23 protein-coding genes and 1 pseudogene are annotated in these 24,386 nt (G+C 60.2%); 9 read left to right on the plus strand and 15 right to left on the minus strand.

Annotated elements, in window-relative coordinates; translation table 11 throughout:
• Positions 1 to 1,209, minus strand: a complete 1,209-nt coding sequence (locus tag VIL88_RS11450) for an aminotransferase class V-fold PLP-dependent enzyme (protein WP_331988889.1) — start codon at positions 1,207 to 1,209, stop codon at positions 1 to 3.
• Positions 1,210 to 1,295: 86 nt separating this feature from the next.
• On the opposite strand from VIL88_RS11450, the gene VIL88_RS11455 reads away from it, so the two are divergent.
• From VIL88_RS11455 to VIL88_RS11465, 3 genes are all read left to right on the plus strand, one after another.
• The gene (locus VIL88_RS11455) at positions 1,296 to 2,066 is read left to right on the plus strand and encodes an IclR family transcriptional regulator (RefSeq protein ID WP_331988891.1); all 771 of its coding nucleotides are present in this window, start codon (positions 1,296 to 1,298) and stop codon (positions 2,064 to 2,066) included.
• Positions 2,067 to 2,427: 361 nt separating this feature from the next.
• Complete coding sequence (locus VIL88_RS11460) at positions 2,428 to 2,799, plus strand: hypothetical protein (protein ID WP_331988893.1); 372 nt, start codon at positions 2,428 to 2,430, stop codon at positions 2,797 to 2,799.
• A gap of 23 nt (positions 2,800 to 2,822) precedes the next feature.
• Positions 2,823 to 3,143 carry a hypothetical protein gene (locus VIL88_RS11465; RefSeq protein ID WP_331988895.1) on the plus strand — a complete coding sequence of 107 codons (321 nt, stop codon included), beginning with the start codon at positions 2,823 to 2,825 and terminating at the stop codon, positions 3,141 to 3,143.
• A 47-nt stretch (positions 3,144 to 3,190) separates the two neighbouring features.
• Here the strand turns inward: VIL88_RS11465 and VIL88_RS11470 are convergent, their stop codons facing one another.
• Positions 3,191 to 3,364, minus strand: coding sequence for a hypothetical protein (locus VIL88_RS11470; RefSeq protein ID WP_331988897.1), 174 nt, complete (start codon positions 3,362 to 3,364; stop codon positions 3,191 to 3,193).
• A 187-nt stretch (positions 3,365 to 3,551) separates the two neighbouring features.
• Here VIL88_RS11470 and VIL88_RS11475 point away from each other — a divergent pair, with 187 nt between their 5' ends.
• The 3 genes from VIL88_RS11475 to dinB all read left to right on the plus strand — a co-directional run bounded on the left by VIL88_RS11475 (position 3,552) and on the right by dinB (position 8,389).
• Positions 3,552 to 6,863, plus strand: coding sequence for an error-prone DNA polymerase (locus VIL88_RS11475; RefSeq protein ID WP_331988899.1), 3,312 nt, complete (start codon positions 3,552 to 3,554; stop codon positions 6,861 to 6,863).
• The gene (locus tag VIL88_RS11480) at positions 6,863 to 7,252 is read left to right on the plus strand and encodes a hypothetical protein (protein ID WP_331988901.1); all 390 of its coding nucleotides are present in this window, start codon (positions 6,863 to 6,865) and stop codon (positions 7,250 to 7,252) included. Before VIL88_RS11475 ends, VIL88_RS11480 begins: the two co-directional genes overlap by 1 nt.
• Positions 7,253 to 7,318: 66 nt before the next feature.
• The gene (gene dinB, locus VIL88_RS11485; protein WP_331988903.1) at positions 7,319 to 8,389 is read left to right on the plus strand and encodes a DNA polymerase IV; all 1,071 of its coding nucleotides are present in this window, start codon (positions 7,319 to 7,321) and stop codon (positions 8,387 to 8,389) included.
• A 13-nt stretch (positions 8,390 to 8,402) separates the two neighbouring features.
• On the opposite strand, the gene VIL88_RS11490 is transcribed toward dinB, so the two are convergent.
• The 4 genes from VIL88_RS11490 to VIL88_RS11505 are packed head-to-tail and all read right to left on the minus strand — an operon-like array spanning position 8,403 to position 10,170.
• A complete protein-coding gene (locus tag VIL88_RS11490) occupies positions 8,403 to 8,936 on the minus strand; it encodes a thermonuclease family protein (protein ID WP_331988905.1) in 534 nt (177 codons plus the stop codon).
• Entirely contained in the window at positions 8,933 to 9,622 is a 690-nt protein-coding gene (locus VIL88_RS11495) for an SOS response-associated peptidase (protein ID WP_331988907.1), read from the minus strand. The genes VIL88_RS11490 and VIL88_RS11495 overlap by 4 nt, the downstream gene beginning before the upstream one ends.
• Before the next feature lie 18 nt (positions 9,623 to 9,640).
• A complete protein-coding gene (locus VIL88_RS11500; RefSeq protein WP_331988909.1) occupies positions 9,641 to 10,003 on the minus strand; it encodes a response regulator in 363 nt (120 codons plus the stop codon).
• Positions 10,000 to 10,170: a DUF3606 domain-containing protein gene (locus tag VIL88_RS11505; RefSeq protein WP_331988911.1), complete on the minus strand. Its 171-nt coding sequence runs from the start codon at positions 10,168 to 10,170 to the stop codon at positions 10,000 to 10,002. The genes VIL88_RS11500 and VIL88_RS11505 overlap by 4 nt, the downstream gene beginning before the upstream one ends.
• A gap of 232 nt (positions 10,171 to 10,402) precedes the next feature.
• Here VIL88_RS11505 and ligD point away from each other — a divergent pair, with 232 nt between their 5' ends.
• From ligD to VIL88_RS11520, 3 genes are all read left to right on the plus strand, one after another.
• Complete coding sequence (gene ligD, locus VIL88_RS11510; protein WP_331988913.1) at positions 10,403 to 12,232, plus strand: DNA ligase D; 1,830 nt, start codon at positions 10,403 to 10,405, stop codon at positions 12,230 to 12,232.
• Positions 12,233 to 13,154: 922 nt separating this feature from the next.
• On the plus strand, positions 13,155 to 13,475 hold the full coding sequence (locus VIL88_RS11515) for a hypothetical protein (protein ID WP_331988915.1): 321 nt from the start codon (positions 13,155 to 13,157) through the stop codon (positions 13,473 to 13,475).
• Positions 13,476 to 13,590: 115 nt separating this feature from the next.
• On the plus strand, positions 13,591 to 13,866 hold the full coding sequence (locus tag VIL88_RS11520; RefSeq protein WP_331988917.1) for a hypothetical protein: 276 nt from the start codon (positions 13,591 to 13,593) through the stop codon (positions 13,864 to 13,866).
• Between the two features lie 365 nt (positions 13,867 to 14,231).
• On the opposite strand, the gene VIL88_RS11525 is transcribed toward VIL88_RS11520, so the two are convergent.
• The 9 genes and pseudogenes from VIL88_RS11525 to VIL88_RS11565 form a co-directional block, all read right to left on the minus strand.
• Complete coding sequence (locus VIL88_RS11525) at positions 14,232 to 14,735, minus strand: flavin reductase family protein (RefSeq protein ID WP_331989326.1); 504 nt, start codon at positions 14,733 to 14,735, stop codon at positions 14,232 to 14,234.
• Positions 14,735 to 15,343 carry an alkylhydroperoxidase domain protein gene (locus VIL88_RS11530; RefSeq protein ID WP_331988919.1) on the minus strand — a complete coding sequence of 203 codons (609 nt, stop codon included), beginning with the start codon at positions 15,341 to 15,343 and terminating at the stop codon, positions 14,735 to 14,737. The genes VIL88_RS11525 and VIL88_RS11530 overlap by 1 nt, the downstream gene beginning before the upstream one ends.
• 7 nt (positions 15,344 to 15,350) lie before the next feature.
• The gene (locus VIL88_RS11535) at positions 15,351 to 16,019 is read right to left on the minus strand and encodes a CMD domain protein (protein WP_331988921.1); all 669 of its coding nucleotides are present in this window, start codon (positions 16,017 to 16,019) and stop codon (positions 15,351 to 15,353) included.
• Positions 16,020 to 16,038: 19 nt separating this feature from the next.
• The gene (locus VIL88_RS11540; RefSeq protein WP_331988923.1) at positions 16,039 to 17,073 is read right to left on the minus strand and encodes a putative FMN-dependent luciferase-like monooxygenase; all 1,035 of its coding nucleotides are present in this window, start codon (positions 17,071 to 17,073) and stop codon (positions 16,039 to 16,041) included.
• On the minus strand, positions 17,070 to 18,734 hold the full coding sequence (locus VIL88_RS11545) for an ABC transporter ATP-binding protein (protein WP_331988925.1): 1,665 nt from the start codon (positions 18,732 to 18,734) through the stop codon (positions 17,070 to 17,072). The genes VIL88_RS11540 and VIL88_RS11545 overlap by 4 nt, the downstream gene beginning before the upstream one ends.
• Positions 18,731 to 19,576, minus strand: a complete 846-nt coding sequence (locus VIL88_RS11550) for an ABC transporter permease (protein ID WP_331988927.1) — start codon at positions 19,574 to 19,576, stop codon at positions 18,731 to 18,733. Before VIL88_RS11550 ends, VIL88_RS11545 begins: the two co-directional genes overlap by 4 nt.
• Positions 19,573 to 20,517 (minus strand): ABC transporter permease, encoded by a 945-nt coding sequence (locus VIL88_RS11555; protein WP_331988929.1) that lies wholly within the window; start codon positions 20,515 to 20,517, stop codon positions 19,573 to 19,575. Before VIL88_RS11555 ends, VIL88_RS11550 begins: the two co-directional genes overlap by 4 nt.
• A 70-nt stretch (positions 20,518 to 20,587) precedes the next feature.
• Positions 20,588 to 22,187: pseudogene (locus VIL88_RS11560) on the minus strand (TIGR04028 family ABC transporter substrate-binding protein).
• 457 nt (positions 22,188 to 22,644) lie between these two features.
• Positions 22,645 to 24,369: an ATP-dependent helicase gene (locus VIL88_RS11565; protein ID WP_331988931.1), complete on the minus strand. Its 1,725-nt coding sequence runs from the start codon at positions 24,367 to 24,369 to the stop codon at positions 22,645 to 22,647.
• Between the last annotated feature and the right edge of the window lie 17 nt (positions 24,370 to 24,386).

A 24,386-nucleotide genomic window follows, 5' to 3' on the forward strand; every position in this document is an offset into this window, starting at 1 on the left:
TCAGTCAGGCCACTTCAGCATCCCCGCCGATGAGGTGCGGAACGGCTGGCTCATGGCGCCTTCCGGACGGGCCGGACTTTCGATCAGTGCCACAACGGTCTCTGCTACGATTTCGGCCTCGCCCGGATGAAGATTGCAGGGATCGAGCAGGAAGAAACCGAGTTCGGCCAGGTGCCCCCTGACCATGATCGGCGGCGAGCCTGCCGCGAGGGCCGCTGCCAAACCGTGAGCGGAATAGCCGCTCTCGGGCCTCACCCGCACCTCCAGTCGATCAAGCGGATTGCCGGTTGGGTCCGGCACGATGACAGCCTCGATGCCCGGGAGCGCGTTGAAGCGTCCGACCCAGAGGTCGAGCGCCGCGCGCTCACGCGCGCGAATGCCGGCATGATCACGCACCTCCCAGGCTTCAAGCGCCGCCATGACCCCGGCAATGCTCTCCTTGCCGACCTTCATGCCACGCCCGACGCCGCGGTTCTGCAAATAGCCTGCACGGACCAGTTCCTTGCTGCCGGCGACGATCCCTGTCGTAGGGCCGCCCAGGAATTTATGACCGCTATAGATCACCACATCCGCGCCCTGTGCGAGGAAGCGGCGGAAATCGTATTCCGATGCGGCGTCTACGATGACAGGGACATTCTTGGCGTGGCAGATCGCGGCGAATTCGGGCAGGGTCAGCATGCCGTAGCTCATAGTGGTATGAGCCACCACATAAAGGCCGGCTGCGGTGCTGTCGGTGATAGCCTCGTCCACCTGATACGGCGCGGTGGCGCTGACCGCCCCCGCCGTTACAGGCTTGCCGCCGCAAAGCCGGACGGCTTGGTCAATTGTATTGCCGTAGCCCACCACATGACCCCACTGGACCACCACTTCCGTCTTGAGGCCGGTTGTGTCGAGCGGGAGGCGCTCGATCGCCAGGAGCCTGGGTCCCGCAATTGCTCCCGCCACGGCCATGATGATCCCGCCGGCAGCCGAGGCCGTCACGAACCCCGCCTCGGCGCCGGTAAGCCGTGCAATAATAGCGCTGGCGCGGCGCTGCAGATCATCGATCTCGACCCATTGCGGGGCAATCTCCGCCATTGCCTCGATGGCCTCGGGAACAATGATCGAGGCTCCAAGCGCCGTCATGGTGCCCGCGACATTGATGATCGGACGGAGCCCCAGACGCTCACGAATCGCTAGCTTCTGGTTATCACTGCTGGAAAGGTCCACGGCATTTTCCTGTCTGGTATATCGGACACGTATCTGCTACACTGGATGGTAGAGGTTTCGTGCCATTCGTTCAACGGATCATGGACATGGCTGACCAGCAAATATCCAAAGCTGCACCAAAGCGAGAGCGTGGGGTGGATCGCCTCCTGGCGCTCCTTGCCCAGCTTCAGTCACACGGTCGTCCGATGCGCATAAGCGAACTCGCCAATAGTCTCGCGGCTCCGCGCTCCACCATCTATGAATTGGTCGGGGCGCTCACCGACGCCGGCCTCCTCGAATTCAGCGGCGACGGCAAGCAGGTGTTCTTCGGAAAGCTGATGCACCTCTATGGTAAGAGCTATTTGAAGGAGAACGAGCTGATCCGACGCGGCTCGACAGAGGTGGACAGGCTGTCGCTGGCTATCGGCGAGACTTGTGAGCTATGCGTACTGCACCACAATCGCCAAGCCATCATCCATATGCACCCTGGCGCAAGCCCGCAGCGCATAAGTTCGGAAATAGGTGCGCAGATACCACTTCCGTGGACGGCGTCGGGCCGCCTGCTTCTCTCACATCGAAGTGCGGAAGAGATCAAGGCCCTAACTAGCGCCGAAGACCTCGTCCTTCCAAACGGCCGGGTGCTACCATTGGATGAGTTCGTAGCACAATGCCATTCTGCCTCCGGAATGCCTTCGATTGTTATTAAAGGGATCATCAACAGCTTGACTCAATGTATCGCAGCACCCGTCTTTGACCTCGACGGTGAGGTCCTGGCGGCCATCTGCATTGTCCTGCCCATTGATGCACCGCGGAGCCATGTTATCGATTGTGAGAAACGATTGGTCGCAAGTTCTCGAAAAGTCTCGCTGAACGCGTAGGCGAACTATGCCGGTCTTTGCTGCCTTCTCCTCCGACACGTAGTCAGTAAGCATTGAAGTACTTCTGGGGATCAAAGCCCACCATTGGACTACATCGTCAAAAGCAGCGTCGGTCGCTTTTGGTTCTAAATGCCCTGACTAAGTTTTGGCCAACCAAACGTCTGCTTTAGCCGGAGGTCTCACAAAAGCGGACGGTCAACTTTCCACCCCAAAGTGGCCGATCCGCGGCCTGCCTCTCTAGCATGATTCCGCCAAACCGACGGAACAGAAGCAAACGCAAACTGCTTCTTTGCTCTAACGGAACCCTGGGCTGCCCCGGGACTTGCCTGTTCACCTAACAATCTAAGGAACATAGTCTCGCATGAAAAAGTACATTGCACCGGTGGCTCTTCTGACGCTGATCACCCTGGCCGCGTGCGATAACACCCCGAACGGCGATGAACCGTCTACGAGCGTCCAGTCAAATGCTGATGGATCTCGTACCGTGCAGCTCAATGTTCCTCACTCCTTAGCTCCAGCTGTTGACGCTATCGCGAACCCACAAGCTGCTATCGACGACCTTCGGGATCGGGCCGACACGATGAGCGAAGACATGCGCCTTGATGCAGTCGCAGGTGCACGCCGCCTTGCGGAAGAAAGCGCTCGCGCGCTTGGCCAGTCAGAGGCCGAAATCCGTCAGGCGGGCGATGTGGCGGAACGTTCTGCGCGTCAGGCAGCGGGATTGAACGAATAGCTGTTGCCTGTTGAGACTGCTGGATGACTGAACCGCTGCGCACTCCCGATGGGAAATACATAGTGGTTCGCGAGCGGCTTTGGCGCGCGAGCAATCCCAATCTGCCCGAGCACGAACGTAGCCGATTGGTCTCCGAGCTTATGGACGCTCGGAGGCGTGTGCGCACAAAAGATGCTCATGAGAAAGCTATTGCTCGTATTGCAGTGGATAAGGCCAAGCACGACTTGGGCGAGCGAGGGGAAGTGTGGTGGACAGATGGCGAGCCAGACTACAATCGGTATCTCATCAAGAATACACCTTATGCCGCCTGGTATGCCAAAGGCGTCGGAGCACATGAGCACTAAATCATGAGTGCCCATTAACGCTGGATAGGAATATCCGGCGAACCCCGCTACTGCCGCACGCGCCAGACCGCCAAGCTGTGTAGCGCCAGGCTAGCTGCGCCGCCCACCAGCAGCATCCAAACCGAGAACCCTCCCAGAACCGCGGCCACCGAGCCGCTGACTGCAGCCACAGCCAATCCATTCAAGTACTGCGCTTCAGTTCGTCTTGTTTCGTCTTCCATGTGATCCTCCTTCAATAAGCCAAGAAGGTAAGCTTGCCCAGGGAGGGAGGGGATAAGTCCGTTTGGCAATTTCACGCAGGAGCCAATTACAAGCTGGCACGCCGGTTGTTGAAGCTCGCTGGAACAGACTCGACTCTTGCAGAGCGTGGTGAGAACATAAAGGGAACAGATATTCACGTGTTCTCATATGCAGCCTTACGCCGAGCTTCTCGCCGCCACCAACTTTTCCTTCCTGCGCGGCGCCAGCCATCCCTTCGAAATGGTGGCTCAAGCCGCTGGCATTGGCCTGTCCGGCATCGGCATATGCGATCGCAACTCCCTGTCAGGAGTTGTGCGTGCGTTCTCGGCAGCCAAGGAGCTGCGCAGCGACTATCCCGACTTCCGGCTCGTTGTAGGCACTCGGCTCGTCTTCTCTGACGGCACACCGGACATTGCTGTCTATCCGACTGATCGCGACGCCTATGGTCAACTCTCCGGCTTGCTGACGTTGGGCAACCGAAGGGCACCAAAAGGGGAGTGTCATCTCGAGCTGCAGGACCTTATCGTCGCCTCTCAAGGGCAGCTGATGATAGTGGTCCCACGCGATGGACAGGTCGAACAGGATGCAGAGGTCGCCCACACAATTGCCCTAGCTGCGCCAGGGCGAGTGTGGCTCGCAGCGTTCAACCGCTTCGACGGCGTCGACCGTGCAAGGCTAAACAGGCTTGCAGCAGTAGGTCGGCGATTAGGGCTGCCGATGCTGGCTACGTCGGAACCCCTCTATCATGAGCCGCGGCGCGCCATTCTTCAGGACGTGCTGACCTGTATCCGCGAGCTAACCACCATCGAGGAGGCTGGCTTCCTGCTTGCACCCAACGCGGAACGCTACATCCATCCTCCTCAGGAGATGGAGGAGCTCTTCCGGCAACATCCTCAGGCGCTTGCAGAAACGACAAACTTCATTGAGCGGATTTCCTTTTCGCTCGACCAACTCCGGTACATCTATCCCGAAGAGACTATCGGCAACGGTGAGACAGCCCAGCAGACGCTTGAGCGCTTGAGCTATGCCGGCGCCAAGAACCGCTATCCGAACGGTGTGCCCGAGAAGGTGCAAAAGGGGCTCAAACACGAGCTCGCCCTGATCGCGGAGATGAAGTACGCGCCGTACTTTCTTACCGTGCAGGACATTGTGCGTTTCGCCCGGCAAGAGCGGGGTATCCTTTGCCAGGGCAGGGGATCGGCGGCCAATTCTGCAGTTTGCTTCTGTCTTGGCATCACTGAAGTCGATCCAATGTTGGTCGATCTCCTGTTTGAGCGGTTCGTCTCCACAGAACGCGACGAGCCGCCGGATATCGACGTCGACTTCGAACACGAGCGGCGCGAAGAGGTGATGCAGTACATCTATGAAAAGTACGGCAGGCACCGAGCGGGTCTGACCGCCAACGTCATCACCTACCGCACCAAAGGTGCGCTGCGAGACGTTGGCAAGGTGTTCGGACTCACCGACGACATGATCTCTGCGATCGGCGGCCTCAACTGGGGCTGGGGCACCATGGACATCCCGATCGACAGGCTCCGCGACATCGGTATCAACCCGGAAGACCGAACGATCCAGATGGTCATGGAGATTGCCCAGGCCCTCTACGGCTTCCCACGCCATCTGGGGCAGCATGTTGGCGGCTTTGTCATCACTAAGGATCGGCTTGACCATCTGGTGCCGATCTCCAATGCGGCAATGGACGATCGCACCGTCATCGAGTGGAACAAGGATGACCTAGACGAGCTCGGCATTCTCAAGGTCGACGTGCTGGCTCTGGGCATGCTGAGCTGCATCCGGCGCAGCTTCAATCTCATCCGTCAGCACTATGGGCACCAGCTGACCCTTGCGACCGTTCCGCAGGAAGACGAGCGAGTCTACAAGATGACCCATCGAGCTGACACCATCGGGGTGTTCCAGATCGAAAGCCGGGCCCAGATGTCGATGCTGCCGCGGCTGAAGCCATCAGAGTTTTACGACCTGGTCATCGAGGTCGCCATTGTCCGGCCAGGCCCGATCCAGGGTGACATGGTCCATCCATACCTCAAGCGCCGGCAGGGTTTGGAGCCGACCTCATACCCATCGCCTGAGCTTGAGCAGGTGCTCAAGAAAACCTACGGCGTGCCGCTGTTCCAGGAGCAGGCCATGAACATCGCCATCGTGGCTGCCGGTTTTACGCCAGGGGAGGCTGACCGGTTGCGACGTGCCATGGCAACTTTCAAACGCACAGGCGGTGTGGGGATTTTCCGGGACAAGTTCATCAGCGGCATGCTGGAGCGAGGCTACCAGAAGGACTTTGCTGAGCGCTGCTTCCAGCAGATTGAAGGATTTGGCTCCTACGGGTTCCCGGAGAGCCATGCAGCCTCCTTTGCACTGCTGGTTTATGTCTCATGTTGGATCAAGTGCCATTATCCGGATGTCTTTGCCGCAGCGCTGCTGAACTCGCAACCAATGGGGTTCTATGCACCGTCGCAGATCATCCGTGATGCCATGGATCACGGAGTCGATGTCCGGCCCGTCGACATCAACCTCTCGGACGTCGAGAACGTCATGGAGCGCACCAATCAGGGTGGGCTCGGTCTGGCGCCGCGCCACGCCGAGATGTCGGAAGACATCTGGGGCAATATGGGTGTGCGTCTGGGGTTCAATCTTGTCGCGAAGTTAAGCACGGCAGATGCCAACCTGATCGTGGCCCGACGCCGCGGTGGTTACGACAGTGTTCGGGACCTTTGGCTCAGGACTGGTCTTTCTCCCAGCGTTCTCGAACGCCTTGCCGAGGCCGATGCCTTCCAGTCGATCGGCATGTCACGACGGGACGCACTTTGGGCCATCAGCGGCCTTGTCGGAACGCATGGTGCCGAGACCCTGCCTCTGTTCCAGGCGGGAGAAGCGCCGGCCCGTTGGGTTGAGGAGGAGAGTGGGTTGCCGCCGATGCCGCCTGGTGAGGAGGTCATCCACGACTACCGGTCGCTTTCGATCTCCCTCAAGGGGCACCCGATGAGTTTCTTGCGCGAGGATCTCACCAGGCGCCGCTTCGTCCCGGCGGACGCTTTGCGAACCCTCCAGCCCAACACCACCGTCCAAGTTGCCGGCCTTGTGCTCGTCCGGCAGCGTCCGGGCACGGCCAGTGGAGTCATCTTCGCCACTCTCGAGGATGAGACGGGTGTCGCCAACATCATTGTCTGGCCGAAGGTGTTTGAAGCCAACCGAGGAACTGTCTTAGGTGCTCGCGTCATGGGGGTGCGCGGCACCCTGCAGCGTGAAGGCATCGTCATTCACGTGATTGCCAAGGAGTTCGTGGACCTCACGCCAGACATGGCAGCCATTGCCCACGGAGCGCCGATTGGAGATCGCGTCATTGCACGAGCCGATGAGGGCAAGACGGGTGGGCCGAAGGGCCGCAACCGAGAGCAGGAGCAGTATGATGCGAGCGTTCGGAGGCAGCTAGCAGATGCGCTGCCTGCAGGACGGAACTTCCACTGATGGAAGCCCGCGACATCCGCACGCTAGAGGACTTCCGCGAAACGGGCAGGGCGATCCACGCCTATTGCAGCCACTATTACTTTTGCAGTCACGATGCCCAACTGCGGCTTGAGCGTCTCGCCTTACGCGTGGGCTGGACCTTCGACTTCTACGCCGGGCGTGACTTCCTCGCCTCAAGACTGACATGCTCGATATGTGGCTGGCGCTACCCTACATTCGCCCTGGGCCACGCGGGTAAGCGACCAGAGTTCTCTGGCACGCATGGGGCAGGGACTGTGCCGCTCAGCACCGAGGAACTGATCCAGTTGCAACGAGCCAGGGAAGCAAACATGCGGGAGGAGATGCCCTGGGTCGGCAAGCGCAAAGGCGGCCGCAAGTTTGGACGATGAGCGTATGCTGACGCAAGCTGTCGATGCCACTTGGTTTGGTATGTTGGAAAGCACAGGACCTGAAGCTTGACCATACGCAGGATCATCCATGTCGACATGGACGCATTCTACGCATCCGTCGAACAACGCGACAACCCACAGCTGCGCGGGAAACCGGTTGCTGTTGGGCATGGGGCTGCACGGGGCGTTGTGGCTGCTGCGAGCTATGAAGCGCGTGCTTTCGGCATCCATTCGGCGATGGCTTCTGTCACGGCGATGCGGAAGTGTCCGAGCCTGATCTTCGTGCCGCCGCGCTTCGAAGTCTATAAAGCAGTGTCGGCGCAGATCCGGGAGATCTTCGCCGAGCACACGACTCTGATCGAGCCGCTTTCGCTTGATGAAGCCTATCTGGACGTCACTGAGAACCTGCAAGGTATCCCCTTGGCCACTGATGTCGCCAACGCCATACGGGCCAAGATCAAAGCTGTGACCGGGCTCAACTCGTCGGCCGGCATCAGCTACAACAAGTTCCTCGCCAAGATGGCGTCCGGCTATCGCAAGCCCAACAACTTCTTTGTCATTCCACCGGGCAAAGGAGCTGAATTTGTTTCCGCACTGCCCATAGAGAAGTTCCACGGTGTCGGTCCGGCAACAGCAGCTCGCATGCATGCTCTAGGCATCACAACCGGAGCAGACCTGGCGGCATTGTCGCTTGAGGAGACGACGGCACGTTTCGGTCGATCAGCTGAGTACTGGTTCAACCTGTCGCGGGGCATCGATCATCGGGAGGTCAAGCCCAACAGAGAGCGAAAGTCGATTGGAGCAGAAGACACGTTCTCGATCGATGTCTCCAGCTTTGATGAGGCCAATCCGCTGGTTGCCCCACTCATTGCGAAGGTTTGGCTCCATTGTGAGGTCCGCGAGTTGTGGCCAAGAACTGTCACTCTCAAGGTCAAGTTTGCGAACTTCGAGCAGATCACGAGGTCAAAGAGCAATCCCTCGCATCTGACCGAACGACGCCAGTTCGAGCTGATCGTGAGTGACCTGCTGGCCAAACAGTTCCCGCCGCGACTGCCCATTCGGCTGCTCGGCGTCACTGCGTCTGGCTTTCAGCCCGAAGCCGCTTCCGCTGCTGAACAGCTCGCTTTTTCAGTTTAGGAAGCTGCATCGACTACTGGCACCACCACTCGTCTCCGTCAGGCCAACGCCGTGCCAGCCGCTCTTCGATCAGAATGTCCCCTACATCACGCCCCGCGATTTTGATCGTTGCGAGTGTGCGCTCTCCTGTGTTGTCGAGCCCGAACGTGTCGACGGTGAACATGTTGGAGTTGAGGAGTTCAAGCAGCCGGGCGCTTGCTCGCTTGGCCAGCGCAACCTCTGTGGCGCCGCCACAAATGTCCCTGTAGGGCTCAGGCGTATCATAGCTCTGAAGACGCAGGTTCTTACCTCCCAGCCAGATGGTGTCGCCATCAACGATGCAGGTGTAGCGTTCTCGACCACACATGCTGAAGCTGACCCTTGTCTGTGCTGGAGCGGCTGAAGGTCGCTGATCAAAGGTTGCGGTCTTGAGCAGAAACTTGTCGGCTGACACCCAACCCAGCGCACAAACCGCCACTACGGCAAGAGCTGCCAAAAGGGGGGTGATCACGTCGGGCTTTCTCTGGGTCTTTGTTTTCCTGCGACGATCAAAGCGGATGACGTTCATAGCGCGTTGATCAGCGGCTTCTTGGTGTCAGTGCCTTCATACCGGCTGCTGTTGCCCTCGCGGCCGACGCGATGAAACTCGAGCTGGCTGTCCAAATGGTTATCCAGGAGCAGCGCCTTGGCATCATGACCTTGTGCATCGCCCGACAACCAAGCCTCATAGGCGCTCTCTTCGAGAATGACCGGCATGCGGCCGTGGATATGGGCAATATGCTCGACGGCCGGTGCGGTGATGATCGTGCAGCTTGTCACGCCTAGGTTGTCATTATGTGCCCAGAGCCCAGCGAAGCTGAAGGCGCGGTGCTCAGGCAAGTGGAGGAGCCAGGGATCTTTTTTCCCATCGACCAGGCTCGTGGTCCACTCGAAATAGCCGTCGGCTGGGATAAGGCAGCGCTTCTTCTTGAATGGCTCGCGAAAGGCGCCTGAGGTGTCGACGGTCTCAATCCTGGCGTTGAACATCGCAGCTTTTGGCAGTTCCTTTGCGAAGAACGGCACCAACCACCAACGGCCACGGAGGAGTTCCCTGTTTCCACCTTTGTCCAAGGCGACGAAATCCACCTCCTGGGTTGGCGCTATATTGTAGCGAGGCTGCATGTTGTGGGGCGCTACAGGGAACAGCTCATCGCTCAAGCTATAGAGCGCATGGAGCTCGGCCCACGTATACTCGGCGGTGAAGCGTCCGCACATGCATCATTCTCCGGGTGGTTAGGCTCCATTACGCATGAGCGCGGCCGCGGCTTCAACCATCTTCATCGGCTTGGTATGCAGTGGCACTTCTTTGAACCGCTCCGGTATGGCAGCCCGAGGCTCGCTGCTGGCGAAAACAAAGGGAACGTCCCTGTCAATGAGGAGATCGGCGAGGTCATAGACCTTGTTGGGGCCTAGGTTGATGTTGACGATGCAGGCGTCCGGGTTTTGCTGCTGCAGCGCCGCAATGCCCTCATCAAGAGTTGTGACTGGACCGAGCACCACACCGTTGTGGTCCTCGATCTCTGCGGCGATGTCCATCGCGAGTATGGCCTCATCCTCGACAACAAGTATACGGCGGCCAGCAAGATCTGGGGTCACAGGTCGCCCTCTTCGAGCTTGCCCTCCACCTTTTTGCGGCTGTTTCCCACTTCCTTAACCGCATTCTTCACGGCCTGCTTTGAGACGCCTTCCTTGTGCGCCTCATACTTGACCTCGTGGTCCTGACCGGCGGCTACTCGTGCACGGTCCTGCTTTGTGTTTGGCATAATGTCTTCCTCAGGTTTGTCCGGGAAAGTCCAACGCCGGGGCGAATCTAAGGTTCAACGCGACGCATGGCCGGAACTGATTCGAGGTCGTGGCATTCTCGACTCCCATGCACCCGAGTGAGTCATGGAGGCCGTAGAGGCCTCACCCCGCAAAAAGCGGTCTTCCCGCAGGGACTCAGAATCTACCCCCAGCTACCCCCTTCCGACATTTCGCCCATTCCAGCTGTGCACGTTGAGTGAGGCCATCCCAACGGGCGCCGATTGGCTCTTCGAGATGAAGTTCGACGGCTACCGGGCCCAAGTCGCGATCTCTGGGTCAGAGGTCCGTATCTATACCCGCAACGGTCACGACTGGACCGAGCAGTTCAAGGTGCTCCTTCCGCCGCTTAAGGCGCTGACCAAGGGCTCCGTTCTGCTCGACGGCGAGATCGTGGCCATCGACAAGGCTGGACGCACCAACTTCTCGATGCTCAAGACCGGCATCGCTGCCGGCATTCCGCTCAAGTTCTACGCCTTCGACATACTTGAGAAGGATGGTGAGGACCTTACCCGACTACCTCTGGTTGAGCGGAAGGCCGTTCTGGAGGGATTGATTGGTCAGCGCGACGGCAGCGACAGCCTGCAGTACAGCCACCATGTCGTAGACAATGGCCAAGCCGTCTTTGACGCCATGGCAGCCGGCGGACATGAGGGCATGATCGCCAAGAAGGCCGATGCGCGGTACGTCGGTGACCGCACCACCGGCTGGCGCAAGATCAAGTGCACGAAGCGCCAGGAATTCGTCATCGGCGGCTGGCGCCCCAGCGAGAATGGAAAGGGCATGGCAAGCCTGATCCTCGGCACCTACGAGGAAGGTCAGTTCGTCTACCGAGGGCGTGTCGGGACTGGCTTCAGTGATGCCATGCGGCACAAGATCCTCAAGCAGATGGAAGCTCGCCGCGTCGAGAAGCCAGCCTTTGCGTCAGTGCCGCGCGACATCGCTCGAAAGGCCCATTGGGTGCGGCCAGAGCTGGTGGCCGAGGTCGCCTATGCTGAGATCACTCCTGATGGCTCAGTCCGGCACGCCAGCTACCAGGGTATGCGTGCCGACAAGAGGGCGTCTCAGGTCGTGCTGGAAGCGGCGAGCGACGTCAGGAACGCCGCGTCGGGCCTCGACCCAGAATTGGGCAAGGAGATCGCCGCCGCAGTGGGCGTAAAGCTTTCAAACGCTGACAAGGTCATGTACCCGGGCACCGAGATCACCAAGGCGCACTTGGTGGCGTACTATGCCGCTGTCGCGGACAAAATGTTGCGGCACCTCAGGGACCGGCCGCTCTCCTTGGTTCGGGACACGAACAGTGACCTGGCGAAGACCTTCTTTCAGAAGCACCAGCTGCCGGGTATGCCGACGACGCTCAAGGCTGGTCAGCTGACCAAGATGAAGGGAACTGAAAGCCGCATCCTGTGGATCGAAGATCTATCCGGGCTGGTTGGCGGCGTGCAGATGAACACCCTGGAGTTCCACGTATGGGGCAGCGACCGGCACTCCCCGGACCTGCCGGAGCGCATGGTGTTCGACATCGATCCAGACGAAGACCTCAACTTCAGCCACGTCAAGCAGGCGGCCACTGACATCCGGGACATCCTGGCGACCATTGGTCTCCAGTCCTGGCCACTGGTTTCTGGCGGCAAAGGGATCCATGTCGTGGTGCCGCTGGTGCCCGAGGCTAATTGGAACGTTGTGAAGTCATTCTCCCAGAACTTCGCTGAGCTCCTGGCCAAGACCGAGCCGCACCGTTTCGTTGCCAACATGAGCAAGGCTCGCCGCAAGGGCCGCATGTTCCTCGACTATCTGCGAAACGGGCAGGGGAGTACTGCCATCTGCCCATGGTCGACGCGTGCCCGGGCGGGCGGCACAGTTGCAGTGCCCCTAGCTTGGGAGGAGCTGAACGGTTTAGACCGAGCGAACAGCTTCGATATCTTCGCCGCGGCTGAACGGGCGCAGGGGCCGGAGGCTTGGATCGGCTATTCGACGGTGGAGCAGGTCCTTACAAAGCGAATGCAAGACGTCATCCGGCTTTGATAGAGAACCGCAACTGGCGCCGCGAGATTTCGGTAGTCGCTGCTCGGGGCAGATCAACGGGACTCACCCAGCACACCATCAGGCGGTCAGAAGCGAAGCGTCCCGAAGATCGCACCAAATGCACCTGTCCGGTAAACATCCGCTTTTCCCACGCAGCGTCGGAAGACAAAAGAGGGTAGGGACCAGTAGCCAGAACGCTCACGGCTTGGAGCATGATGGAACAGATGTCCTCGATCTTTCGAAGAGTTACGGCGCATCGCACTCCTCAACTGAGTTCTGCGTTCCCGCTCGAGAAGGATATTCAGCAAAGCCAGGATAAGGCGTACGATTGTCAAACGCCTGCGGCCGTGACGTTAGTGCGCAATCCGTGGCACAGGTGCGCACATCTGCAGGATGAAAGCGTTGGTCTGGCGGCAACCCGCAAGCCCCCTTAAAGAAAGGCTCTAACCCGCAGCATCACCGAGAGATCAAATATCATTTGCCGGCTTCAGCAACGTGCTTGGCACGGCGCGCCTGCGTGAGGGATCTGCCGCCATAATCATAGAAGGAAAGCGTGCAGGAGCCTTGCTATTCACTGTCTGCTTCATCGCGGCTGCTACCAGTTCGAAGACCGAAGGAACAGGACGCGGTATAATGTACTTTGAACGGAACTCGGCAGGTTCTGCCCGCCGCGACTTTAGCAATCTGTGGATCATCCTACGCCCCCGAAACAGGGTTAACAAACCGATAGGGCCCTCGCAAACTGTCTCTCAATTTACCCACACCTTAGCCCTGACGAACCGACGCCGCATGCTCGAGCCTAGGCCGTAGCGTTAACATAAACGCAAAGTTTGGCTTGGTCCCCGCGTGGTCCATGGCGATATCCCAGCAGATGTCATCAAAGTCCAATCCGCAGAGTTTGGAAAAGCGATTTGGAGGAGATATGACCGCGCGTGACAAATCTGGGTTGTCAGAAGACCGACCTGCCATTCGGCAAGCCGACGCGGGAGTCGCGGCAGCGTCCAGGCAGCCAGCGCCCATTGTTCAAAGGCTTTCATCCCACCGAGACCGCGTCAATCTCGCAATCAAAGGCCTCAGGGCTGAGCACAAGGATCTGATTTCCAAGCGTGATGAGCTGCGCCGGCATACCGAAGCCCTTGAGCGTGGTTTCGCTCACCACCTCGAAGATATTGAGGCGACGCTGAGTTTGTACGAAAGCGGTTTAAACCCTTTAGCAGCTGGGCAGTGTGACAAGCGTTCATAAGGATAGCCAGCCTACCGGAGCTTAGCCCTGCTAATCTGTCGCTGCGTCCGGGGTTTCGTTAAACGTTGAAATGTTTCAACTCGGAACGCACTGGCCTTCTTAGTGTTGGGGCTGCATGATTTACAATGACCAAGACCGGGATGTGTGGGGAAGCTTCACCTGGGCTGCTCGCCCAACTTGCACCCGTGGCCGCCTGGCAGAAGCGGTCGAGGAAAAGCTGATCTTCGTCAGTACCATCTTGATCGGCGAAGGCGCGCATGTCAGCAACCTGTTCTACGTGCTCCCTGTGAGTGGCGACGGGTTCTTTGCTCTCAATGAAGGCATTGTGATTCCCTGCTGCCCTTGGTGCGGCGACAAGATAAGTGGCCGCCGCCGCAATAATCCAACTTAGAGCAAGCTTCGCCTTCGCGTACGGCCACGACTCCGCTCTAGCCAGCGTCTACATTGGGGCCGTAAATGGACAGACAGCTTTTGGTCGCCGGATCATTGAAAGCCGCCATCGCCCGTTACCCTGGCCGATGTCTTGCCCGGGGCCGTGAACAGACTGGCGGCTTTAGGGTGGTGCGCTGCAAAAGCGGACATGGCTTTGCGACTGTCGCTATTGGCCGATAGGGGGCCGGCAGCGGACCGGCAGCTTTCGCAGCATTGATCTAGATAGCTGCCTTTGCAGTGAAGAGTAAGTTCAAGCATCAGCTCATGCCAACTGCATCAGATACAGTCATGGTAGAAAGCAAAGGCGATGTCGATAGGTTCGCGTTACAGCGCAGTAAAACGCCCTCCTATATACACGAGCGCGCCGGCGACTAACGTCCTGCTTCCGAGTACTTCGCCGATAACGAGCCTATGGCCGTGTCGCTCGATCACCTCTTCAAGGCGGCAATGAACTGTGGCTAGCGCGCCTTCAAGAGCAAAGCCTGCATACAAGTACTCGCGCCATTCTGAGCCCACAAAACGCTCGGCCCCGTGCAGACCTGTGCGGCCAGCAAAGACTTCCGCAAGGTGCTTTTGTCCAGAAGAAAGTAGGTTCGCTGTGAACCCGCCATTCAGTTCGATCAACGGCCAGGTTGCTGACCGCTCATCAATGGAGACAAGCAGGCGTGGCGGGTAAACAGAAAGGGAAACGACCGAAGTGGCAGTGAAACCACTCCGGTCAGCTCCTGTCCCCGCCGTGATGATACTGACCCCTGAAGCGAGATGGCGCATGGCCTGCCGAAAGTTGTCCGCCGCAGCCTGCGTTTCTGTCTCGCAAAGGGCAAGCATCAAGAAGCCTTTGGCGCCACAGGTTCACCCAGTGACAGCATCAGCCGGTTGGCCCAATTAAAGAATGCCGAGGTGGACACAACATCCACAATTTCGAAATCCGAAAGACCTGCCGCACGAAGTCGTGCAATCTCCGCCTCGTCGAAGCTGACTGGCGTATCTGATAGTGCGACGGCGGCAGCGGTCACCGCATTCCAACGCTCGCCCAGATCTGCCCCCGTGCCCTCATCGAGAAGGCGCTGCACATCCTCGTGGCGCTTAGAATGGCTCGAGGCGAAACGCGAATGAACAGAAGCACAGAAAATGCAGCCGTTGTGACGCGATGTCGCTGTGGCTGAAAGTTCTCGCTCTGCCCGCGGCAGCCCGCCGACAGGGTTATAGAAAATGTCCTTGTCGGCCCGCGTGCGCGCCTCGAGCACCTCGGGGTCGTGGGCCAGAAGCATGAAGTAAGGAGACTTAGCGCGGGAGGCGTCGACTAGTCCGGCGCGATGCCGGTCCGTCAGTTCTGACTCTGCCAGTGGTTCAAGCCACGGAGTCCAGCTCAGCTCTTCCTGAGTGAAGGCGTTGACGATAGGTGCTTCGGTAGGGAATGCGGAAATCGCGCTCATTATAGCCTCAGAGGTTGCTGCTGGCGGAAAGGACCGGATTGATGCTTGTGACGGCGTTGTTGTTAACGGGCTGGATGCCGGCACTGGCCAAGACAATCAAGCCTTCGACCAGCCGCAACTGGAAGGCGAGGTAGGCCACAAGTTGCGACAGAGTGACGATGCCTTCCGTGCTCCATCCAGCTTTTATCAGCCCTTCGAGTGCCGCCCGGCTACTGTCACGCGGGCGGAACACAAGAAGGTGGGCATGATCGAGGGCTGTGGCGAGCCGCTCGCCGAGGAACTTGCGCGCATCTGAGCTGACGGCGAAGTGCAAGCCGATCTTGTTCTCGGCTGACAATGGCCCCGCCGGGTAAACTCCGTAAGGTCCTGCGGTGGCGCCACGCTCAGCTTCGGCATTGATGACGGCTGAGATACCGGGGCCACCATCCAGCCTTGCCAAGCTAGAGGCGTAGTGGTCGGCGAGTACTGGCTGCGCCTGTAAGGCGGAAACAAAACTCGCAATTGCAAAGCGCTCTACCAAAGATACCGAAGTCGTATCGACAGGTGCGAAGAGAGCAAGGTAGGCCTTCTGGATGTTCTCGCGGGCCACCTCGCGATGACGGCGTAGCTTGTCGAGATGCGAACCGGGAGTGATCGAGAGAACCTGGTCAATCAGATCAGTGGAATGAGCAGTCATGGCAATCTCCTTGCGATGTTCAACTGGCTGCGGCGATGCGGGGCGAGAGGGCAGTTTCGCTTCGCCAGCCAAGCGCAGGCGCCACCACCTGTGCGGTGAGTTCGAGCGAACGAAGGATCAGGGCATGCGGAGGATCGACCGAGTGCACCTGAAACGAAATGTCGGTAACTCGGTCGAGCACAGGATCTTGGGACAGGCTGTCGATCACCGCGCTGGTGTCCCCCACATGCGTGTCGAAAGCGCGGATCAGCTCCTCGAGGGTCTCTCCCGGGGGTGCATGGCCGGCTGCCTGGAAATGACCGGCAATTCTACGCAGCCCGAGGTCTGCCCATTCCAGGGCGGTGGCGTGCTCGTCAGCAACAAACAGAGTTCGTGAGGCAAGGATGCGTGGCTGGATACCCGCAGGCAGTGCCTCAAGGTACGCGTCGATAATGGGCTGTTGCAGATCGGCGAGGCTGGCTCCAAGGCGGTCCTTGGGCCGCGGCTGTGTTCGCGACAGCATCAGGCCATCACCCGCGGCACCGGCGCGTTGTCCACCCTCTGCGGAGAAAGTGGCCTGCCAGATCCGCTGCACCAAGCCCGTGCCTTGCGGGTAGAGCCGGTTCCCAGCCGAGAGGTCTTCGCCGGAAAGGGCACGCCGCAGCACGGCCAAATTTGCGCCGTGAAGCGGGCCCCGCTGGGCACTGTCGAGTCCGAAAGGGGGGAACGAACTCGGCGTGCCGCCGCTGCCAACGCCCAGCTCCAGCCGACCTCCACTTAGTGCATCGAGTACGGCTGCATCCTCGGCAACCCGGATCGGCGCTTCGAGGGGCAAAGTAATAATGCCGGTGCCCAAGCGTATTCGGCTGGTGCGGCTGGCGACATGGGCCAGAAATACGAGGGGTGATGGCAGACCGCCCTCGTCATGGCTGAAGTGGTGCTGTGCCACCCAGGCAGAATCGAAGCCATTCAGCTCCGCTACCTGGATCTGCTCCAATGCAAGGCGGTAGCGTTCTGCCGGAACGGCATCGTCGAGAAGACGGGTGAAGAACCCGAGACGCTTGATTTCGCTCATTCTGCAGCTCGCGCATAGGTGGGGGATGGATGAGTGCGGGGCACAAGGCCCCTGCCGGGAATCGCTGCGATCAGATCGCGCGTGTAGTCGGCCTGCGGATGGGTGAAGACCTCCGCGACCGGGCCGCTTTCAATTGCTCGCCCGGCCTGCATCACCGTGACCGTGTGAGCGATTTGCCGAACCACGGATAGGTCATGAGTGACAAAGAGATAGGTGAGACCAAGCTGTTGCTGCAGTTCGTCCAACAGGCGAAGGATCTGCGCCTGAACGGTAACATCGAGGGCGGAAACGGCTTCGTCGAGCACGAGTACACGGGGCTTTAGGATAAGGGCCCGAGCTATAGCCACCCGCTGGCGCTGCCCGCCCGAGAGCGAACGGGCAGTGCGAGCTATGCTGTCGGCTGGCAGGCCCACCCGCTCAAGCATCGCATGAACGCGCTCCAGCCGTTCGACTTTCCCGATCCGCTCGAAGTTGAGCAAGGGTTCACCGACGATGTGTCCGATCGACTGTAGCGGGTCCAGCGAGGTGAAGGGATTCTGGTAGACGAGTTGGACGTTTCGGCGGAACAGGCGCAGGGCCTCGCCGCGCAATCCAAACACGCGAACGCCATCAACCGTGATCCTGCCGCTTTCTCCGTACTCGAATCCAGCAAGGCAGCGTGCAGTGGTGGTCTTGCCCGATCCGGACTCGCCAACCAGAGCATGCGTGGTGCCCGCTGTGATGCTGAACGACATGTCTTCAACGGCGACGGACGGCCTGCCGGCAACACGGAAGGACTTGTGCAATCCCTCGACCCGCACCAGCACCTCAGCGGTCGGGAGAACAGAACGCTGCTTCGGCGGCAGGAGAGACGGAGCGTCAGCCAGCAGCCGACGGGCATAAGCGCTCTCTTGCCGCTCGAGCAGGACACGGGTCGGGCCCTGCTCTTGCACCCTTCCGTCCTTGAGGACGAGGATGCGATCGGCCCTGTCCGCGGCGACGCCCAGATCATGAGTCACTAACAACACTGCAGTGCCGGTTTCGGCACGTAACTCGTCAAGCAGGTCGAGGATGCGGCGCTGAACGGTCACATCAAGGGCGCTGGTAGGTTCGTCAGCGATAATCAGCTTCGGGCGGAGGGCAACCGCAATGGCGATTAGCACCCGCTGCTTCATGCCGCCTGACAGTTCATGCGGGTACTGGTTGGCACGCATAGCCGGCTCACTGAGGCCTACACGGGTAAGCAGGTCGATAACTCGCGCCTGCCGTTCCCGACGGTCCCGCAAGCCATGCAGCTCGAGGATTTCACCAACTTGAGCTCCGATGGTGCGCACCGGATTGAGGGAGCTGCCCGGATCCTGAGGCACAAGGCTCATGACTTTGCCGCGAATTGCGTCGAGCCTTCGGCCAGCCCAGCCGGTGATGTCGGTACCGTTCAAGCGAATGCTGCCCGCATCGACTCGGCCATTGGATGGCAGGAGGCCGATCACCGCCTGCGCCGTTGTCGTCTTGCCGGACCCCGACTCGCCCACGAGCGTCACCACTTCACCGCTGCGGACGGTGAACGAAACATCGTGCACCACGCGGCGCCAGCCGTCAGGCATCCGATAGGCGACGCTGAGGCCCTCCAAGTTCAGAACAGGGTCGGGTTCGTGTCGCAAGGGAAAGGCAATCGTGCTCATGGCGTCCTCTGCAGAGACTGGCTGATGCGGTTGGCGGCGAGCACGACCAGGATCACCGCCAGGCCAGGGAAGGTGGTGAGCCACCAAGCTGTGGTCAGGTATTTGCGCCCTTCGGAGATCAGGAGGCCCCATTCCGGCGTCGGCGGCGGCGTGCCATACCCGAGGAAGCCTAGGGTCGAAATGGCGAGAATGGCACTGCCGAACTGGAGGGCCGCGTAGGCTATGACAGTGCCAAGAGCATTGGGCAGGATGTGGCGCCCGAGCACCGCCCAGAAACGGCCGCCGCTGCCGAAAGCCGCCTCCACATAGTCGGTGCGGCGGACGCGGACGACCTCAGCCCGCATCAACCGGGCAAAGCCGGCGATGGTGGTCGCACCCACGGCAGCGGCGACGTTCACGGTGCCGAAGCCGAGGATGATGATGATCGAGAGTTGCAGCAGCAGCCCGGGCACCGACAGCAGCACATCCACCATCCGCATGACGAAGGCATCGACCCGCCCCCCAAGCGAACCCGCGATCAGGCCCAGGGCAGTGCCGCCGGCAAGACCGACAGAAACTGCCACTAGGGCACCAGAAAGTGAGTTGATCGAGCCGTAGATGATCCGAGCCAGCACATCGCGGCCGATTTCGTCGGTGCCAAGCCAGTGGAGCGCGTCGGGCGCTTTGAGCTGATTGCCGGCGATGCCGACGGTGCCGCTGTGCGGGGTGAAGAGGCTGGGTGCAATCGCCCAGGCAATGGCCAGCGCCATGATGGCCCATGCAAGGATCAGGGTGGGCTGCAGCTGGACCAAGCGCAGGCGCGGGGTGGTGTCGCGGGCGTTGAACAGATCGAACGTGGTCACGCGGCGGCTCCGATCGGGCGGTTGAGCCTGGGGTCAATCAGCGGGGTGACCAGGTCGACCAGGAGGTTGATGAGCACGAAGCCGAGGGCGGCGAGGACGACGATCGCCTGCAGAACGGCGCTGTCCTGGTTGCTGACCGCCTGCTCAGTGATGCGGCCTAGACCATTGATGCCGAAGACAGTTTCGGTCACCACCGCGCCAGCTAGAATTTCGCCAAACAGCACGCCCGCTATGGTGAGCACCGGCAGCAGCGCATTGCGCAACACATGGTGCCAGAGCACGAAGGAGCGGCTAGCGCCCTTGGCCCGGGCGACGCCGACAAAGGGCTGAGTCTCGATCTCATCGAGGCTCCGGATCAGGATTTGTGCGAGCGGGGCAGCAATGGGAACGGCAAGGGTTGCGACGGGTAGGATCAACGCCTGGAACTCGGAGGGATTGATCACCGGCACGAGCCGTAGGCGAAACGAGAACAGTTGGATCAGCATGATACCGAGCCAGAAAACGGGCACCGAGATCATCAGCGAAGGCACCGACTGCAGAGCGTTCCTGAGCCAGGTGAAGGGCGCAAGCGTTGCCGCAAAGGCGACCAGGCCGGCGAGCAGCAGGGCGAAAAAGAGGCCCAGGCTTGCCAGCTTCAGCGTCGGCGGCAAATTGGTGGCGAGCAGCGTATTGACCGGCACGCCGGCCTGCACTGAATAGCCGAAGCTGCCAGAAAGGAAGTTCCACAGGGTGTTGAAGTATTGCGCCCAGATCGGGGCGTCGGCGCCATAGCGGATGCGGATTTCGGCGATCTGCTCGGGCGACAGGCCCATTTCGGGGTTCTGGTACTTGATGAGGATAGCGTCGCCCGGCAACGCCTGCAGCAGAAGGAACGAGGCGGTGAAGGCCAGAAGGAGCACCAAGGCGGCCTGGCCGATGCGATTGGCGATGGTAACGGTCATGGCGATCCTCGATGGCGATAAGGGAGCGCCGCCCCGGCCGGGGAGGGAAGGGCCGGGACAGCGAGGGCGATCAACGCGGCGCGAGCCAGGTGTTGTAGAAGCTCGGGCGAGCGACGGCGTCGAAGCCGATGCCGTGGACATACGGGGCGCCGGCGAAGACCTGCGGCTCCTCGAAGATCGGAACCACATAGGCCTGGTCGAGGAGGTAGGTCTGGACCTCGCCGGTGAGATCGAGGCGCTTTTCGGTGTCGGGCTCGGAGGCAATGGCAAGTAGCAACTCGTTGAGCGCCGGATCCTCCCACGTGGCGTTTGGATTGGTGCCGCCCTTCTGGAGTAGGCTGTCGCGATTTGTGGGATAGAAGTTGGACTTGATCACGTCCGGATCGGCCCGGCCGACCATAGCTGGCCGGATCGGGGTCTTGAGCGGATCGAGATTGTCCTGGGTGGCGCTGCCGGAGTCGCCAGCGAGGACGTTGAGCTTAACCCCAACTGCCCGCCCATTGCTGGCTAAGCAGCTGCAGGGTAGCGCGGTTCTGCGGCTGCGGCAGCGATTCATAGACGCTCAGCTCAAGCTTTTGACCATCCTTCTCGCGGACACCGTCGGTACCAACGGTCCAGCCGACCTCTTCGAGCAGAGCCTTCGCCTTCTCGGGGTCGAAGGCTAGCTTTTCCGACAGGTCAACATACCCCGAGGCGGTGGAGGCGATCACCGAGGTCGCCTGCGGATAGTGCGAGGAGAACAGGGTCGCCACGATTTCTTCGCTGTTGGTGGCGGCAGTCAGCGCCTGGCGCACCTTGAGGTCGGCGACCAGCGGGTTCTCGGGACGGAAGGTGACGTTGTTGTTGACGCCGCGAGTCGGCGCTGAGTGGATGAGATATCCTTGGCTCTCCACTTGCGCTTCGTCATAGGCTTGGATCTGACGGATGAAGTCCGCCTGACCCGCCAAGAGAGCTCCGATCCGGACACTATCTTCGGGCGTGACGATATACTGGATGGCGTCGAGATAGGCGCGGCCGGTGTGACCGATGTTAGGCGGGCCCCACTCGTAATCCTCACGCACCTTGAGGTTCAGGCTCTGGCCGAGCACCTCGCTCTCCACCACAAACGGGCCGGAGCCGATGATCTTGGTAGCATCGCCAAGTTCGTCGTAGGGCTGCTCAAGAACCGAGGGGGCCACAATTCCGGAGCCGATCACCGATGTCGCTTGCAGGAAGCCTGGTGCCGGCGCCTTAAAGGTGAAGCGGACGGTCAGCGGATCAATGACTTCGCTGTTTTGGTAATTGTTGATGGCTTCTGCCACAGGATAACCGAGCTGCTTATCGCCCAAGCCAAAGACATCGAAATTCCTTGCTACGGCCGCGGCATCGAGCGGAGTGCCATCCGAGAACGTCACATCTGGGCGCAGCTTGAACGTGTACTGCGTTGCGTCCTCGTTGATCTCCCAGCTTTCAGCGAGCCACGGCTCGTTCTGAAGCGTCTCGGGGTTCTGCCACGTCAGCTTGTCCGTGATCTGATTGAGGATACCACTGTTCGGATAGAAGCCACCGGCAGGTGGGTAGAGATTCGTGTGCGCCTGCTGCTCCAGATAGACCAGCGTCCCGCCTTCGATAGGGGTTTCTTGCGCCAGGAGAGCGCCGGTGGACACAGTTCCCAGCAGCAGGGCAACCAAGCCCGTTCGGAGGGATCGCTGCAGAAGTGAGGTGGACTTTGTAGACACGGCGGCTCCTTTTCAGCACGGGATCCTCGGATCAACCGTGCCACTAGCCTGCGCCTGAACCCGCTCAGCGGCAACAATGTCTACTAAGTAAGTAGTCTATTTTTCGACGCTCCCGCGCAAGGGTTTTGCGCGATGACGGTCCGAGCTTAGAAACCGCAGCCTCGAACATCGAAACTGAACGGCTGGGACTTTAGAATTTAAAGGCAGCTGCCAAGTGAATTTCTGTTTCAGGCGGAAACGGATTCAGCCCCATCGGAGGTGAGAGCGAAAGGGCGTCAGCAATCCGCGTTTGCTCTTGCGAGGACATATCAGAGGCAGCGATTGCGACGGTTATGCCGATTGCGCGTTTGGGGCCGAGAGCGGTCTGTCAGCTTTTGGCGCCACGCCAACGCAAGTGGACATCCGCCCTTCATGCCAATCGTCTGATGAGATCCGAAACGAACCGGGACCGCTTGTTAGCCGTTGAAACGATGTGGAGTTCGCTCTTGGCGCGGGTAAGCCCAACATAGAAGAGCTGGCGGGATTCCTGCAAATCTCTGGGCGATGGATTGGCGCGGGGCACGCGACCCTCATCGATGCCGATCATGACGACCACTTCGAACTCCCTCCCTTTCGAGCTGTGCAACGACGAGAGGTTGAGGCGGTCCCGCGCCGTTCCTCCGCCGGCGAAGCCCTCGAGCGTCAGACCGTCTTCTTTAACTCGGTCAACGACCTCGTCGAACGTTTCGCGCTCGTCATCGAGGCGCGGAGTCGAAGCCGCCAAGGGGGACAGCACCGCGGCGGCGAAGCCTACCAACCAATCATACATCGTCGCCTTAGGGGTGCGATTGTTCCAGAGGTAGTCGACGAGCGACCTTACCAACGAGAGCTCCGCTTCTTCGTTGGGCAGGCCCTCCCAGAAAATGGAGAGGGCGTCCTTTTGGAGGCGGGTGAGCCGGGGATCGCCCGTCTTCCAGCCGCCAGAGCACCAGATCGCACATCTCTCGATCCACGTCATCAAGCGGCTGCCCCGAAGAAACAGGGAGGCCGAATCCGAGCGGATGGTTGCTACTCCCAGCTGCTTGGCGACCTCGGCGATGGCGTCCCCAATGAACCCTGCGGGATAAAGGATGGCTATGTCACTCAAGTCCAGCTTCGGCCTGCGCTTTGCTACGGACGCCAATATCTCGGTGAAAACGCGCACAGCCTGGGCATCGTAATTCCCGCCGAAAGCGTGGAAGTAGATGGTCCCTTTCGGCGCGTCTTGCGCAGCCTCGTATCCGCGGGGAGCACCTAGCGCGAGTTGAGAGGCGCTGACGATGTCGTGCCCCGACCGGTAGTTCAGCGTCAACGGCACCCGTTCGACGTCGGGCCGGTTCGATAGCTGATTGAAAAGCTCTGGGTCCGAACCCGTGAAGCCATAGATGGATTGGTCCGGGTCGCCTACGGCGAACAGGCGGACCCCCCCGCCGAAACAGAGCTCCATCACCATCGTGTGCAGGGCTTTCCCAAGATCCTGATATTCGTCCACCGCCAGGATCGGATACTTGGCCAGCAATGCCCTTTGCAACCATGGGTGCTGCTGCAAGGCCCGCAGGGCCAGGAGCGGCATGTCCTCGAAGTCGATTACCCCACGTCCCCGCAGTTCCTGCTCGTATCTCTCGGCCAGCGCCATGATCCGCGCGTCGGTCTCCCGCCATGCCTTCGAAGTCCTGTCGAGGATCGACCGGCGATACCTGTTCATCCGGTCTTTCCAGTCCGACGGGACGCCGGGGCCGATTGCCGCGGCATAGGCGTCCTCCAGCGCCGCGGCTTGTTGAGCCTTGGTCGCGATCTTGAAATCGACCGGGATTCCCAAATCCAACGCCTGGGCGTGCGGCAGGATGACCTGGGTCAGGGAGAACGAATGGACCGTCCCGACGAAGAGGCGTCGGCTCGGCTCCAGCCCGAGGCCATAGAGCCTGGTCTCGAGCTCCCTCGCACACTCGTTGTTGTAGGTGATGCAGGCGATGCCGCGCGGATCCTCGACATCCTCTTCCAGCATCCTGGCTAGCTTGAGGGTAAGCGTCTTGGTCTTGCCGCTCCCGGGGCCGGCGACGACCACGCAATGGCCAGTGGAGTCATAAGCTCTTTGCTGCCCCGGATTACCAACCAAGGCCAGCGCCTGGGCGC

It is taken from the genome of Devosia sp. (genome assembly GCF_036563435.1).
Classification (GTDB): Bacteria; Pseudomonadota; Alphaproteobacteria; order Rhizobiales; family Devosiaceae; genus Devosia.

What these genes read in the sequence shown, in the direction of transcription:
- VIL88_RS11455 (WP_331988891.1), top strand. Translation starts at nt 1,296, where the DNA reads ATGGCTGACCAGCAAATATCCAAAGCTGCACCAAAGCGAGAGCGTGGG.
- VIL88_RS11460 (WP_331988893.1), top strand. Translation starts at nt 2,428, where the DNA reads ATGAAAAAGTACATTGCACCGGTGGCTCTTCTGACGCTGATCACCCTG.
- VIL88_RS11465 (WP_331988895.1), top strand. Translation starts at nt 2,823, where the DNA reads ATGACTGAACCGCTGCGCACTCCCGATGGGAAATACATAGTGGTTCGC.
- VIL88_RS11470 (WP_331988897.1), bottom strand. Translation starts at nt 3,364, where the DNA reads ATGGAAGACGAAACAAGACGAACTGAAGCGCAGTACTTGAATGGATTG.
- VIL88_RS11475 (WP_331988899.1), top strand. Translation starts at nt 3,552, where the DNA reads ATGCAGCCTTACGCCGAGCTTCTCGCCGCCACCAACTTTTCCTTCCTG.
- VIL88_RS11480 (WP_331988901.1), top strand. Translation starts at nt 6,863, where the DNA reads ATGGAAGCCCGCGACATCCGCACGCTAGAGGACTTCCGCGAAACGGGC.
- VIL88_RS11490 (WP_331988905.1), bottom strand. Translation starts at nt 8,936, where the DNA reads ATGAACGTCATCCGCTTTGATCGTCGCAGGAAAACAAAGACCCAGAGA.
- VIL88_RS11495 (WP_331988907.1), bottom strand. Translation starts at nt 9,622, where the DNA reads ATGTGCGGACGCTTCACCGCCGAGTATACGTGGGCCGAGCTCCATGCG.
- VIL88_RS11505 (WP_331988911.1), bottom strand. Translation starts at nt 10,170, where the DNA reads ATGCCAAACACAAAGCAGGACCGTGCACGAGTAGCCGCCGGTCAGGAC.
- VIL88_RS11515 (WP_331988915.1), top strand. Translation starts at nt 13,155, where the DNA reads ATGACCGCGCGTGACAAATCTGGGTTGTCAGAAGACCGACCTGCCATT.
- VIL88_RS11520 (WP_331988917.1), top strand. Translation starts at nt 13,591, where the DNA reads ATGATTTACAATGACCAAGACCGGGATGTGTGGGGAAGCTTCACCTGG.
- VIL88_RS11525 (WP_331989326.1), bottom strand. Translation starts at nt 14,735, where the DNA reads ATGCTTGCCCTTTGCGAGACAGAAACGCAGGCTGCGGCGGACAACTTT.
- VIL88_RS11530 (WP_331988919.1), bottom strand. Translation starts at nt 15,343, where the DNA reads ATGAGCGCGATTTCCGCATTCCCTACCGAAGCACCTATCGTCAACGCC.
- VIL88_RS11535 (WP_331988921.1), bottom strand. Translation starts at nt 16,019, where the DNA reads ATGACTGCTCATTCCACTGATCTGATTGACCAGGTTCTCTCGATCACT.
- VIL88_RS11540 (WP_331988923.1), bottom strand. Translation starts at nt 17,073, where the DNA reads ATGAGCGAAATCAAGCGTCTCGGGTTCTTCACCCGTCTTCTCGACGAT.
- VIL88_RS11545 (WP_331988925.1), bottom strand. Translation starts at nt 18,734, where the DNA reads ATGAGCACGATTGCCTTTCCCTTGCGACACGAACCCGACCCTGTTCTG.
- VIL88_RS11555 (WP_331988929.1), bottom strand. Translation starts at nt 20,517, where the DNA reads ATGACCGTTACCATCGCCAATCGCATCGGCCAGGCCGCCTTGGTGCTC.